Annotated in this window: 14 protein-coding genes and 1 pseudogene; 7 read left to right on the top strand and 8 right to left on the bottom strand. The window is 58.4% G+C overall.

Going from position 1 to position 13,496, the window contains the following annotated elements; genetic code table 11:
• Positions 1–10: 10 nt before the first annotated feature.
• The gene (locus IPP03_05565) at positions 11–319 is read right to left on the bottom strand and encodes a hypothetical protein (protein MBL0352135.1); all 309 of its coding nucleotides are present in this window, start codon (positions 317–319) and stop codon (positions 11–13) included.
• Positions 285–965 (bottom strand): ParA family protein, encoded by a 681-nt coding sequence (locus IPP03_05560; GenBank protein MBL0352134.1) that lies wholly within the window; start codon positions 963–965, stop codon positions 285–287. Before IPP03_05560 ends, IPP03_05565 begins: the two co-directional genes overlap by 35 nt.
• A gap of 223 nt (positions 966–1,188) precedes the next feature.
• Between IPP03_05560 and IPP03_05555 the strand changes: the two genes are divergently transcribed.
• The 6 genes and pseudogenes from IPP03_05555 (at position 1,189) to IPP03_05530 (ending at position 5,228) form a co-directional block, all read left to right on the top strand.
• Positions 1,189–1,494 carry a DUF1778 domain-containing protein gene (locus IPP03_05555; GenBank protein ID MBL0352133.1) on the top strand — a complete coding sequence of 102 codons (306 nt, stop codon included), beginning with the start codon at positions 1,189–1,191 and terminating at the stop codon, positions 1,492–1,494.
• Positions 1,495–2,016 carry a GNAT family N-acetyltransferase gene (locus tag IPP03_05550; GenBank protein ID MBL0352132.1) on the top strand — a complete coding sequence of 174 codons (522 nt, stop codon included), beginning with the start codon at positions 1,495–1,497 and terminating at the stop codon, positions 2,014–2,016.
• Between the two features lie 470 nt (positions 2,017–2,486).
• Positions 2,487–2,729 carry a ribbon-helix-helix protein, CopG family gene (locus IPP03_05545; GenBank protein MBL0352131.1) on the top strand — a complete coding sequence of 81 codons (243 nt, stop codon included), beginning with the start codon at positions 2,487–2,489 and terminating at the stop codon, positions 2,727–2,729.
• A gap of 2 nt (positions 2,730–2,731) precedes the next feature.
• Complete coding sequence (locus IPP03_05540) at positions 2,732–3,007, top strand: type II toxin-antitoxin system RelE/ParE family toxin (protein ID MBL0352130.1); 276 nt, start codon at positions 2,732–2,734, stop codon at positions 3,005–3,007.
• Positions 3,007–3,969, top strand: a complete 963-nt coding sequence (locus IPP03_05535) for a tyrosine-type recombinase/integrase (GenBank protein ID MBL0352129.1) — start codon at positions 3,007–3,009, stop codon at positions 3,967–3,969. The genes IPP03_05540 and IPP03_05535 overlap by 1 nt, the downstream gene beginning before the upstream one ends.
• 204 nt (positions 3,970–4,173) lie before the next feature.
• Positions 4,174–5,228: pseudogene (locus IPP03_05530) on the top strand (IS3 family transposase).
• Positions 5,229–5,555: 327 nt separating this feature from the next.
• Here IPP03_05530 and gdhA read toward each other — a convergent pair.
• Positions 5,556–6,875, bottom strand: coding sequence for an NADP-specific glutamate dehydrogenase (gdhA, locus tag IPP03_05525; protein ID MBL0352128.1), 1,320 nt, complete (start codon positions 6,873–6,875; stop codon positions 5,556–5,558).
• 102 nt (positions 6,876–6,977) lie between these two features.
• Complete coding sequence (locus IPP03_05520; protein MBL0352127.1) at positions 6,978–10,031, bottom strand: Tn3 family transposase; 3,054 nt, start codon at positions 10,029–10,031, stop codon at positions 6,978–6,980.
• 155 nt (positions 10,032–10,186) lie between these two features.
• Between IPP03_05520 and IPP03_05515 the strand changes: the two genes are divergently transcribed.
• The gene (locus IPP03_05515; GenBank protein ID MBL0352126.1) at positions 10,187–10,834 is read left to right on the top strand and encodes a recombinase family protein; all 648 of its coding nucleotides are present in this window, start codon (positions 10,187–10,189) and stop codon (positions 10,832–10,834) included.
• 334 nt (positions 10,835–11,168) lie between these two features.
• Here the strand turns inward: IPP03_05515 and IPP03_05510 are convergent, their stop codons facing one another.
• From IPP03_05510 to IPP03_05495, 4 genes are all read right to left on the bottom strand, one after another.
• Positions 11,169–12,197 (bottom strand): DNA-binding protein, encoded by a 1,029-nt coding sequence (locus tag IPP03_05510; GenBank protein ID MBL0352125.1) that lies wholly within the window; start codon positions 12,195–12,197, stop codon positions 11,169–11,171.
• Entirely contained in the window at positions 12,184–12,357 is a 174-nt protein-coding gene (locus IPP03_05505) for a hypothetical protein (GenBank protein ID MBL0352124.1), read from the bottom strand. The genes IPP03_05510 and IPP03_05505 overlap by 14 nt, the downstream gene beginning before the upstream one ends.
• Positions 12,358–12,489: 132 nt before the next feature.
• Entirely contained in the window at positions 12,490–12,798 is a 309-nt protein-coding gene (locus tag IPP03_05500; protein MBL0352123.1) for a type II toxin-antitoxin system RelE/ParE family toxin, read from the bottom strand.
• Positions 12,788–13,213 (bottom strand): hypothetical protein, encoded by a 426-nt coding sequence (locus IPP03_05495; protein ID MBL0352122.1) that lies wholly within the window; start codon positions 13,211–13,213, stop codon positions 12,788–12,790. Before IPP03_05495 ends, IPP03_05500 begins: the two co-directional genes overlap by 11 nt.
• Positions 13,214–13,496: the final 283 nt, after the last annotated feature.

Below are 13,496 nucleotides of genomic sequence, written 5' to 3'. Positions count from 1 at the left end.
GGCTACGGCTCTAGCCCCGTCCGTCGGTTTGGGCGGATAACAAGGCAATTTGCGCCTTGTGGCGGCGAGCGAATACCGCGTTGATCCCTTCGCCCAGAAGCGCCTGGATGCTGGTGCGTTCCTCCGCGGCGACAATCTTGAGGGCAGTTTGCACCTCCGGCGCGAAATGCCCTCCGATCAGGACGCGACCGACGCGGGACGGAGGCACGGGCTTGATGGCGCTGGGCTGCGCCTTGACCGCATCTGGGGTTTCGGTTGCCGGTTCGAGCCTGCGGGCTTGCTGGTTAAGCCCTTGCGTGAGCGGGTTTGGCTTGGCCATGACTGTCGCCTCTTTTGGTTAAAAGTTTTAATGTATACATGTATAGCTGTTGTGATTCATCGGCGGCCTTGCTTTTCGGTTCGTATTCCTGGGCGGTCTGGCCGACGTTTCCGGCATGGCGGTGCGCGGCCCGAAGATGCAGCGTCACGGGGCAGACATTGAAGCCTTGCGCTTTGATGTAGGCGGCGGCGTCTTGGCCCTCCTTGCCCTGCACGGCGGCCTTGTTCACTACGAACAACGCGGGGGCGTCGCCGCCGAGTTTGAGCAGGTCGCCCAGCTTGGGTAGGGTTTCGAGGGTGTAGAGATGCGGTTCGACGGGCACAATCACCAGGTCTGAGCGTCTGGCCGCCTCGACCGCGTCGGTTCCGGCGTGGGGCGGCGTGTCGATCACGATAAAATCCACGCACTGCCCCTTGGCGTTCGCAATGGCGGCGTCAAGCCGCGTCGCCGGTGTCGCGACCACCCACGGAAATTCGTGGGCGCGGCGGTCTGTCCATTGCGCGGCGGTCGCCTGGGGATCGAGATCGAACACCGCGACCTTGCGGCCCGATTGAACGGCGGCCACGGCCAAGGTAAGGGCGAGGGTCGTTTTGCCGACGCCGCCCTTTTCCGCCACCACGGCGACTATCTGTAGTTTTATCGTCATGTATACACCTAGTCATGGTTACATATTATTATGCGTACATGATTGAGTGTAGCGATGTAGCTTTAAGACTGTCAACGCGCCAGGGTTGCGCCGCGCCTGGGGCAATCCCCAAAGCTAGGGCGTGAGCGGGGATGCCAAAGAAAAACATTGTTTTATCCGTACAACTGCCGTACAGTTAAAAAGTCATCGCTTGCGAGACGCGAAAGAGTACGGGAGAAGGACCATGCAAACCAACAACCATCCGGGAACTGGCGACAAGTCGCGTACAGCACGCCTGGAAGCCCGCCTGTCCGCCGAACAAAAGGCCTTGCTGCAACAGGCCGCAGAACTGTCCGGGCGCACCTTGAGCGAATTCGTCGTCGCCAGCGCCCAAGAGGTTGCCACCCGCGTCATTCAGGAACACGAAACCATCCGCCTAAGCCGGGCCGATCAAATCGCGTTCGTGACCGCCTTGCTCGATCCGCCAGCACCCAATGAGCGCTTGCGCCACGCCGCTGCGGCTTATCGCCAGCAGGTTGAGCAGCGGTAATTGTTGCCCCCGGTGACTCCGTATCGCGTCGAACCTCTTGGCAAGAGCCATGATCGCGAGGGCTTTTCCTGCGGCAGTCCGCCGCTGGATCGCTATCTGCGACAGCAAGCCCGCCAGGACGCAGAAAAGCGTGTCGCCGCGCCCTTCGTCCTGATCGAACCGCCTGCATCGCAGGTGCTCGGCTACTACACCTTGTCCGCCTCGGTCGTCGACGCCAGCGAACTGCCGAACACTCTAGCCAGGAAGCTGCCGCGCTACCCGCAACTACCGGTAACGCTGCTGGGCCGTTTGGCGCTTGACCAAGGCATGAAGGGCAGGGGGGCGGGGGAATTCCTGCTCATGAATGCCCTGCGCCGCAGCCTGGAGGCAGCGGCCAACATCGCGGCAATGGCTGTCCTGGTGGATGCCAAAGACGATGCCGCCGAAGCCTTCTACCGCCATTTTAGCTTTCTGCCGCTGCAACAACAGCCCAAACGCCTGTATCTGCCCATGAAAACCATCGTGGAGCTGTTCGGCAACTGAGAGCGTATCGGGATTGCAACGCAAGATATACATCTCTTTATGTTGGCATGTGTACATGCATACATGCCAACATAAAGAAAGAGAAACGGCAGCGACCATTGATTAGGCAAGGTACAAACACGCCCCATCACCAGGCGTGTACGCCGGCTTCGGCATCTTCATCTTTCGCTTCCAAAGTGACTGAATTCTACGTCACCATTGGACGACGAAATTTCCGGGAAAGCTCACATCGATGACACCTTGAAACTTCGATTTCCTTGGAAGGTTGCACTTCACCCCTCAGCTGTCATGTTTTGGTCACACCTCCGGCGCGATGAGCCGCGGCGGCAATCAAGAGCAAAACCGTTGGGGCCATTAGTGAATGATAAAGGACGTTATCATTCACAAATGGCGGCAGGTCACGGATCGCCGTGGACAAACTTGGTCAGTGTGATTACATTGGATTGTGTATGAGTTATCAGGATTGAACAATGGAAACGCGAGTCGTGACTGCCCACATTCCGATCGAGCTGGCCGAGAAGGTCGATCAGCTCGCCGCACGTCTGGAGCGACCCAGGGGCTGGATCGTCAAACAGGCCCTGACGGCCTGGGTTGATCTTGAAGCGAAGCGCTATCAGCTGACGCTCGAAGGCTTGGCGGATGTGGATGCCGGGCGGCTGGTCGAGCACAGCGAGATCGAGGGCTGGGCGAACAGTCTTGACCGACCGGCGTAGCGATGGCGCTGAAGTGGACCAGCAGTGCGCAGCGCGATCTGGCGCGCTTGCATGATTTCCTGGTGCCGGTCAATCCGCGCGCTGCCGCGAAGATTGTCCAGCAACTGGTCGCCGGCGCCGGGCGGCTCGTGACCTACCCGCAGCTGGGCGTCCAGCTGGAAGAATTCGCGCCACGTGATGTGCGGCGGGTGATTGTCGGCGACTACGAGCTACGTTACGAGGTGACCAACACCGCCATTTACATCTTGCGGCTTTGGCACGCACGGGAGGATCGGTAATGGCCGCATCGCTAATACAAGCAGCGTCCGGAACATTTGGTTTGCCGGCGCTGTTTTCGCCGACACCGGAGGCGGGCAAGCGCACTCTCGAATTCTTCACCGCCAACATTCGCAACCCGAACACGCGCCGGGCCTATGCGCGCGCTGCCGTCGAATTCTCGGCCTGGTGCGAAGAGGTCGGCTTGCGCGAGCTGCGCACCATCGAGCCGGTCCATGTGGCCACCTACATCGAGACACTACAAACGCGCCTCTCGGCACCCTCGGTCAAGCTGCACCTGGCTGGCCTTCGGATGCTCTTCGACTGGCTGGTGATCGGCCAGGTCATCGCGGCGAACCCGGCGAGCTCGGTACGCGCCCCGAAACACTCGGTCAAGAAAGGCAAGGCACCCGTGCTCGGCGCCGACGAAGCGCGAGCGCTTCTTGATGGAATCGACACCAACAAGGCGGTCGGGCTGCGCGATCGCGCGCTGATCGCTCTCATGGTGTACACCTTCGCGCGCGTTGGCGCGGCTGTGGGCATGAAGGTTCAGGATGTCTACGTGCAAGGCCGGCGGACCTGGGTGCGCCTGCACGAGAAGGGCGGCAAGCAACACGAAATGCCCTGCCATCACAATCTCGATGAGTACCTGCACGCCTACATCGAAGGTGGGCAGATCGGCAGTGAGGGCAGGGGGGTTCTGTTCCGGACGGCCGCCGGACGGACGGGCCAGCTCACCGAGCGCGCGATGAGCCAGGCGGACGTGTACCGGATGATCCGGCGGCACGCCGAGGCCATTTCCCTACGGACGGAAATTGGCTGCCACAGCTTTCGGGCGACGGGTATCACCGAGTACCTGCGCAATGGCGGCAAGCTGGAGGTAGCGCAGCAGATGGCCAACCATGAAAGTGCGAGAACCACCGGCCTTTACGACCGGCGAAACGACCAGGTCAGCCTCGACGAGGTCGAGCGGATCGCTATTTGATGAAGGCAAGTTCTGGCCCAACAGCTAACCGCAACCGACCCGCTGCCGTCGGTGGCAGAAAATGAAAGCGGCCATTCGCCCCGTTGGCCGGTCAAATTCCCCCACCTTTGGTCACTTCAAAATCCCCCACCCTGAAGGTTGAGCTTCCCCCGAAATTTCGTCTTCCGAGGGTGACGTAGAATTCAGTCACTTTTGGAGCGAAAGATGAAGATACCGAAACCGGCATACACGCTGGAGTTCAGGGACCTGGCGGTGAAGCGGGTGAAAGCAGGCGAGACGGCCGGCACCGTCGCAAGGGAGTTGGGGCTGATCGAGCAGACCTTGCGCAACTGGGTGAAAGCGGCGGCGTACTTCGCGAGAGATGCACTGTGAAGTACGCCTGGATTGACGCGCATCGGCGGGAATTCACGCTGGCGGAACTGTGCGCTGCCTTAAAAGTGAGCCTCAGTGGTTATCGCGCCTGGAAGAGTGGCGGGGTCCCTGACCGCAAACGGCTGACGAACAAGCAGATGCTGACGCTGATCCGAGCCATTCACGCCGAGCTCAAGGGCGCCTATGGTAGCCCACGCATGGTGCGCGAACTGCGCGCGCGGGGTTTCTCGGCGAGCAAGGAGCGGGTGGAGAGGCTGATGCGCGAAAACGGCATATATGCCCGCCACAAGCGGCGCTACAAGGTGACGACCGATTCTCGCCATGGCCTGCCGGTCGCCGATAATCTGCTGGCCCGTAACTTCACACCGACGGCACCGAATCAAGTTTGGACCTCGGACATCACCTACCTATGGACCGATGAAGGCTGGCTGTACTTGGCCATTGTGCTGGATCTGTTCAACCGTGAAGTGGTCGGCCGGTCACTCAAACCGCGCATGACCGCAGATATCGTGACGGATGCGCTGACCATGGCCTGGTTTCGCCGCAGACCGGCGGCAGGCCTGATGCATCACTCCGACCGGGGAAGCCAGTACGCCAGCCACGCTTTCCAGGACAAGCTCAAGGCATACGGCATGACGTGCTCCATGAGCCGGAAAGGCAATTGCTGGGACAATGCGCCGACCGAGAGTTGGTTCAACAGTTTCAAGAACGAACGCATACATGGCGTGCCGCATGGCAGCCATGCCGATATGAAGGCCACCAGCCTTGAGTACATCGAGGTGTTCTACAACCGGAAACGCCAACATTCGAGCCTGGCTTATCTGTCTCCTGCACAGTTCATGGAACAGTGGCTCAGCACCAAGCATCACGAGAAACAGGTAGCATGAACCCCGCCCTTTGGAAGACGAAAAACCGAGGGAACCTCACAGCTCGAATGCGGCGTTTTTCGGCAACGCGTGGCTAGGCTAGATCCGGGGCACCGCACACTGTCGGCAGGATCATCTCGTCGCGCCAAAGTATCAGGACGCCGGAGGATGCAGCCGAAGGGTTGTGTGGTCCTGGAGCGAGACGTTCAACCGTTGCACCGGCGCCACGCGCTTAACTTCCCGAACGTCGATACGCCCGGTGGAGTCCTTCCTTCTGCTCTTGTTCGAGCCACCGCACGAACAGGTCGAACGCGTTCATCGTATGAAGCCCGGGGGTCGATGCAGCGCCTAGACGACCCCATAGGCGATCATGGCGTCGGCAACCTTAATGAAGCCGGCGATGTTTGCGCCTTTGACATAGTCGACGTGATTTGTCCCTGGGAGCCGCCCATACTCGACACAGCGCTCATGGATACCGCTCATGATTTCGCGCAAAAGCTTCTGCAGTTCATCCTCCTTCCAGGTGATCCGCGCACTGTTCTGGCTCATTTCCAGACCAGACACCGCGACACCGCCGGCATTGGCTGCCTTGCTGGGCGCAAAAAGGATTCTTGCGTTGGTGAACAAATGAATTCCGTCCTGCTCGGTGGGCATATTCGCCCCCTCGGAAACGCCGATACAGCCATTGGCAATCAGCATCTTCGCATCTGCCTCGCTAACCTCATTCTGCGTCGCGCAGGGGAATGCGAGCTCGCCAGGCACCAGCCAGGGACGAGCGTTGGGATGAAACTCTGCGTTGTACTCCTTGGCGTACTCTTCCAGACCACTACGACGTTTGGTCTTGAGATCAATAACGAACGCCAGTCGATCCGCGTCGACACCATGCTTGTCGTGTACGAACCCAGAAGAGTCGGACAAGGTCACGACCTTGCCTCCAAGCTGATTGATCTTCTCAACAGCGTACGTGGCGACGTTTCCGGAACCAGAAACAAGGCATGTCTTGCCTTCGACGCTGTTGCCGACGCGCTCGAGCATGTCTTGCATCATGTAGACCGTACCGTATCCGGTCGCTTCCGTACGAATCGGGCTGCCACCGTACTCGCGGCCCTTTCCCGTCAACACCCCAGTGAATCGGCTGGTCAGGCGCTTCCATTGGCCGAACATGTAACCGATCTCGCGAGCACCGACACCGATATCACCGGCCGGGACGTCTATATCCTCACCGCCGTGACGATAAAGCTCGTTCATGAAGGATTGGCAAAAGCGCATGGCTTCATTGTCTGACTTCCCGCGCGGATTAAAGTCGGCGCCGCCCTTGCCACCGCCCATCGATAGGCCTGTCAAGCTGTTCTTGAAGGTCTGCTCGAAGGCCAGAAATTTCATGATGCTTTGATTGACGCTCGGGTGGAATCGGATCCCGCCTTTATAGGGCCCGATGGAGTTGTTGTTTTGTACGCGGTAACCGCGATTCACCCGGATGTTGCCGTTGTCGTCTTCCCAGCAGACACGGAAGCTGATGACGCGATCGGGCTCAGCAATCCGCTGCAAGATCTTCATCTGGTGGTATTTTTCCTTGTCCGCAATGAAGTCAAAGACATTGGCTGCCACCTCATAGACAGCCTGATGAAACTCTATCTCCCCAGGGTTGCGGCGCTTGAGGCCCTCCATGAACTGATTGGGTCCAATTAAACAAACGTCAGAAACGTCCCATAGGATTTTTCGTAATACCCCAGCCAGAAAGGCTTTGTGCCAATTTGGAAGCTCCCGAATTTAACCCGACACCCAGGCCGGATTTTTGGGAAGTGCCAAGCCCATCGAGTCGACCATTCGCTCATCCGAGAAATCGAACTCCCCGTGCAGGTTGAAATGCGCCCAGGTGGCGACCGAGCCATGGCGAATGGCTTCGAGCAGTTTCACCATGCGCTCTTCGCTCTTTTCTGCGGCAAGCTCCCGTGAAAGGTAGAGGTAGTTCCAGCATACGATCGCATTCTTGATCAGCCGCCGGCAAGCTTCGGCGATCTCCTGGTCTTCCTTCTCGCTTTGGATGAATTCCTGGCTGTGGCCGAACGAAACGGCCTTGGAGAACTTGTTCGAGGCCTCGACCTTGTTGAGCTGCTTCTCGATGGCCTGCCGGAATTCCAGATCGTCAGCATATTTCAGAATGAAGAGCGTCTTCGGAATCTTCCCGAATTCTTTCAAGGCCCGGTACAGCGGATGTTGCTTGGAATAGGAGTTCAGGCGCTTGAAGAGCTGCGAGGCGGTCGTCACCTTCAGCCGGATGGTCGCGATAAAGCGCAGAACCTCATCCCATTGATCCTCGATGTGGGGCTCGCGGATGTAGCGGTCGGGTAGCAGTACGTGTCCTTGCTCCGCGTAATGATTGCGGTGCTTGAACGCGCTGAGCTGCTGCCGGCCCACGCCCTTGATCCGCGGCGCAAACTCAAACATCAGGAGATGGGTCGCCGCGAAGATGATTTCCGAGTAACCGTGCGTGTCGGTCGAATGCACGTCACTCTTGACCACGTCGTTGTGCATCAGCCCGTCGATGACGTAGGCCGCCTCCCGTTCGGCGGAGCTGATCACCGTGGAGTGCCACATCAGATCGCGCATGTCGATGAACGTCACCACGCTGACGCCTTTGTCTTTGCCCAGATACTTGTACGAGTAGTTGGCATTCAGGGAGTCAACGGCCACCTCGAATTTCTGGCCGTCGCTGGAGGTGTGCAATACGTCAGGTTTGCGCCGATAGATGTTCGGCACGCTCATTCGGTCGACAAAGCGCAGGATGCGATCGTTGGCGCCCTGGACGTTCTGCAGCGAGAAATGCCAGTTGACTGCGTTATCCAGCTCGCCCTCGTCGATCTGCCTGGAAATCTGCGCCAGCTTGCGGTGGCCGATATCGCAGCCATAGCCGATGATGCCGGCAAACAGAATCTTCTTGGTCGGCTTGGCGCGTTGGTACTTGATTTGCCAATGCTCGAATTCATCGAGGAAGTGGGTGGCGTGATCCACCGTCGCGAGCATTTCCAGCATGGGGATATATTTCCGATCCGGGAAGAAAGCCCCCAAGGACAGGCATTCCACCTCTTCTTGCTTGGGCGTACTGACATGGAAGCTGCCGTTGGCGCGTATGGTCAGATACGGGTTTTCACCGGATGTGAGGTTCTGGTTCGTTTTCTGGTAACGGGCATCAAGTGCCAGATCAAGCGCGCTCAAGGTGGCCTTGCAGTCGGCGAAGCCCTCAAGCTGCGCTCGTTGCAGATACTCGGCCCGGTGGGCTTCCCAATCCGCCTTTGGGATCAGGTATTCGTCCAGGGACCGGTATTTCTCCGAGTGGATCAGATTCAGCGCGCCAGACTTGATGGCTTCGGCGATCTCGACAAAGAGCAGCGCCTTGTACAGCGAGACGCGGAACTTGCCGTCCTCGGCGGTTAGTGCGGCGCGCTGTTCGTCGGCCAGAAAATCGTCAGGGGCGCTCTTGTCAACGTTGCCCTCCTTCTGCTGATAATGGCGCAACGCGTCCCACAACGCCGGCTTGCCGCAGTTGGGCGCGAACTGCACTTGGCGCACGATGTCGGCGACGCGGTGTTGCAGCTTGAGGGAGCGCGCTTCCAGCTGCGCGAAGTAGTCCGGACCCTGCTGCAATTTCACCGCGTTTTGCTTGAACTCGTCGAGTTGCTGTTCGACCTGGGCCGGCTTGGCAGTGTCCGCATTCAGTGCTACGTCGATCAAAGCGAGCTTCTGGCTGTCGCTCAATTGCGCATCGGCAACGATATGCTTGATTGCGGACAGCGTTTCGCGGACGTTCTGCCGAAACCGCTCGACGAGGGTGGCGAAGGACTGGTTGCGCTGGTCGCGCTCCCGGAAGGAGACGTCCTTTTGGTCCTTCTGCGCGGCGTTGACTGCCGCTTGCACGGCGCTTAGCATCGTATCGATCAAGGTGTCGTTCAGCTTAAAGGTCTGATATACGACGAAGGCAATCAGGTGCAGGAAGCGGTCTTCGTCAGCGCGGCGCGAAACTTGGGGAATCTGGGCCTTGATGACCGAGTAGGCGTAGTAACGGATGCTTTCGTAGCTCAAGTCCAGGCGCTGCACGAGCGGCTTCAGGTCGAGATAGAGCGTCTGCACGGTGTCCAGGTCTGTCAGATTGGCTCTGATTTTCGCCGGCTGCGTGGATTGGTAAGGCTTTTTCAACAACGTGAGGCGGTAACGCCAGCCCTCGCCGGGCGCCTTTTCCAACAAATCGTCGAGCCCGGTGCGTTGGTTTTCGCTGAGGCACTCGTTGATGATTTCACTGAGGGTATGCTGGTGCCGATTGAGCGCCGAGACGATAAGGTCAGCCAGCACGTTGTAGCTGGGGATCGCAATTCTCTTGTGGGTCAGCACCTGGATGATTTCCAGCAGCACCAGCTTGGGCCGGAACTGGACGCGCACCAGAGCTGCAATCTCCCTGGCGGTGATGCTCTTCGCTGCTTCGTCGAATGGACCGCAGCTGAAGTAGCTCAGGATGACGCGCTGATGGCGGGCACAGGTTTCCTTGCTGTAGGTCTCGACGCGAACCTCGGTCGAGTTCACGCCGACCTGATTCGCGACGTACTCGATATCAGCCTGGCGGAATTGGCAGCCGAAGAATTTGCGCCGTGCCTTGAAGTAACCTGCCGCCACCAGGAAGCAGACTTTGTTGGTCGGTGTCCGCAAATTCACCATCGAGTCTTTGAGCATCAACGGCAAAGAGAAGTACCGTTTGCGCTCGGCGCTGTTGAGCACCGGCGGGGACTCGAACGCCTCTTTCTCCAGGGTGTTGAAGATCTTCATTCTTGGCATGGGGAGCCCTCACCAGGTGGAACATACGCAGGGATCGTCTATTCTTAAAACGATCGTTTATCCGGTAAGGAAGATTAGGCAATAATGCTTGATATTTCTATGCATATGCTTATCTGATAAGCATTACTTTCAGGTATTCATCGAATGGCGTAACCATGGCAACACAGGTGGCTGCTACGACGCCCAAAACGGTCGCTTATCTGCGCGTGTCGACCCTCGACCAGGACATCGAGAAGAACAAGGCGGATATCCTCCGCTTTGCCAACCACCACGATCTGGGCAAGGTGCATTTCGTCGAGGAGATTGCCTCAGGACGCACACCATGGCGGGAACGCCAGATCGCGCAGGTGCTGGAGGAATTGCAGAGGGGCGATGCCATCATTGTGGCTGAGCTGTCGCGACTGGGCCGCAGCATGCTCGAATGCATGGAGATTCTGGTGCTGGTGACGCGCAAGGGCATCCGCGTCTATTCGGTGAAGGGAAATTGGCAGCTGGACCACACCATCCAGAGCAAGATCATTGCCCTGGCATTCTCGATGGCGGCAGAGATCGAACGCGATTTGATTTCGCAGCGGACCAAGGAAGCGCTGCGCTTCAAGAAAGAACAGGGCTTCACGCTCGGACGCCCCAAAGGACCGGGCAAGAGCAAGCTGGATACGTTTCGACCGGAAATCGAGAGCCTGTTGGCCAACGGCTCGACGCAGAGATTCATCGCGCAGCGTTACCACACGACTGAAGCGAATCTCCACAACTGGCTCAAGAAGCACGGAATGAAGACCGCCAAAGCCCATGCCCCGGCGTGAGCGGTTCAGTTCACCTGAAGTTCAGGCCGCGCCATCGCTCAAAAACCTATGGGACTTTTCTGACGTTTGTTTAAATCCACCCGACTTGTCGCGACCCATTCATGGAGTGATCCAGAAACTCAGGACTTGTGGAGGCCATCCACCGAGGAGTCGGCTTTGCTGGCCTGAAGGAAAAATTTGAGATTCCAGCTTACAACCCCTAGGGAGGCGCTGATTAATTCCTTTTTCGCGTCGAACACGCAACGTAAGCTATTGATTGCATTGGGTCTGAAATTTCGCAAACCGATTAAATCAGCGCTTCCCTAGATGAACCTACCACTGAATCAGCGTGGACTTATATGTCCTCAAATCGCCGCTTCGCTCCCACTAGGCCAGTAAGCCGTTTTTCCTGAGTAGCTCGTTTCTCTGCCGACGTGGCAAGCTCGTTCTCCAGAGTCCGGATGAGCACTTGGAAACCCTCTATCTTGACCAAAGAATCCTCTGACGACCGCTGCCAGCGGCTGGATTCTTCCGCTGCTGCTTCGGCCTTGCCGCGCCAGAACGCCGCTTCGCTTTCCGCCCGGCCGGCTCGCGCCTGGAAACTCTCGGCGAAGGCCTTGGCCTCCTGGAGTTGCTCTTTGAGGACAGCTTCATTCGCCTTGGCCGCTTGCCTGATCGCATCGGTCTGGCGCATCAGGTACTGGCGTTCGCCGGCGGCAATTTCCCGCTCGCGCTCGACCGATTCGTGGGCCCGCTGCCGTTCGGCGTTCACTGCCTGGTCGTGTCGCTCACGCTCGGCTAGCAATTCGATTTCGTGATTACGTCGCTCACTCTCCAGAGTGTTGGCAAGCCGGCCGCCATCTTCACGCATCTGGCCGATCTGCTCGTCACGGGCGCGAAGGAGGGTGGTGGTATCGGCCAGGCGCTGCCGCAGGTCCTCAATCTCCGCCTGGCTTCCCTGCAGTCTCACTTGTAGTGTTTGCAGTTCTCCCTGCAAGGAAAGGGCTTCGCGCTCGAACTCCGCGGCGCGTTCCTGGGCTTGTGCCACCTTGGCCGCCATGTCAACCCGGACCTGGTCGATCTGAGCGCGTTCGTCGGCGTACGCGGCATCGGACTTTTCCAGTGCCAGACGCCAGACGACGGTGAGCACCTTGTCGGCCTCGGTGATCAACGCTTCCGGGAGATCGGGGTTGGTACGGCCGGCCATGAATCGGTTGGCCATCTCTTTACGCCAGTCGGCAATCATCCCCTGGACAACCTTGGCGCCGCCCTTGCGGCCAATCAGCTCGTAGACCGACTCGAATGACGGACTCTTGCCTTCGAGAAAGAGGTTGGAGCAGGCCTCTGCGACCCGCTCGTACTCGACCGCGCTAGTGCGTGCCACAGGGGATCTCGGCAAACTGCCGGGCGTTGGCTTGCAGCGCCCCGGCGATCTCGCCAGCACGCTCCGGCGCATTCTCGGCGACGCGACGGTACAAATCGCACAGCAAGCCGCTGAGGTCATGGATTTCCTGCTCGATGATCTGTGCCTGCAGCGTATCCATATCCCGTCTCCTTGAATAGCAGTGCCCGACGCTCGGGCAGCGTTGCGTGCCCGGTTCCTCGCTGAGGATAGTCTGTTGGCGGTCAAACGTCAAATAGCAGACGTAGGACGCTTTTTTCCGGACGTTTTATTCTTATATGGCGACCTGCCCCAGTTCATCTCCTGTTGCAGAATCCCGCTCGGCGCGGCGAATGTGCAGCACCTCGACATCGGCACGCACGCGATAGAACACCAAGAACGCGCCGTTCGCGACCACCAGGCGGCGAATACCTGGCGCGAGTTCATACGATGGAGCAATGTCCGGATTGTCCCTGAGCGACAGCAGTGGCGTTTTGATCCGTGCCACCATCTTGCGCGCCAGAGCATCACCGCCAACGTCCCAATAATATTGCCCAAGCGCCACCAAATCCGCCTTGGCCTGGTCGAACAGCCTAACCCGCATGAGCCGCTGCCAACTCGGCGAAAACGTCCTCTGCTTCATGCCAGATTGCGCCTTGCGCGTCGGCGCTTGCTATCCGTTCGTCGAGGACACGCTTGAGTTCAGCAGCTTCGTGCGCGGCTTTCAGCTTCACCGACTTGTCTGGCCTGGGCGGATGCAAGGAATCGGCCTGCTCGGGTCGCCAAGCTTCAGTATCGACAGCCGCCTTTCTGATGCCCATCTCGCGCAGCAGGGCCAACGCCTTGCGCGGATCACCGAACAGGCGCGGCAATTTCCGGCGGGTATCGACCAGTACAGCATCGCCGCGCTGAGTTTCTGCCTGGATCGCGAAGGCCGGCCCCTGCGCCTTGAGGACAACTGACAGGATTCCGCCGGATTCAACTGTGGCGCGGAACTGCTCTAACGTCATATTTTGCATGAATGACCTCGTTCTATAATGAACTGCTTGTAGCATGCTCTTTAAAGCTCTACAAACAATAATAACTTGCCTCCTTCGGTTTGACAAAACGCCTGATTGGCGCGATCGTTTTCTGATCGTTTGGTACGTTCGCGTCTGTTCGCTGTCACGACGAACTTCCGGAGGAATTCTCCGAGATGTTAACGATAACATATTGTAACGGACGTACAACGCTTATAATAAGACGCTTCATGCCATGGTTTAGTCATTATCTCTATAATGACTTCATTCGGCAGCATCCAGC

Source organism: Candidatus Dechloromonas phosphoritropha, assembly GCA_016722705.1.
Lineage (GTDB): Bacteria > Pseudomonadota > Gammaproteobacteria > Burkholderiales > Rhodocyclaceae > Azonexus > Azonexus phosphoritrophus.
The sequence above is the reverse complement of the archived record's forward strand: the minus strand, read 5'-3'. Positions and strand labels throughout refer to the sequence as shown.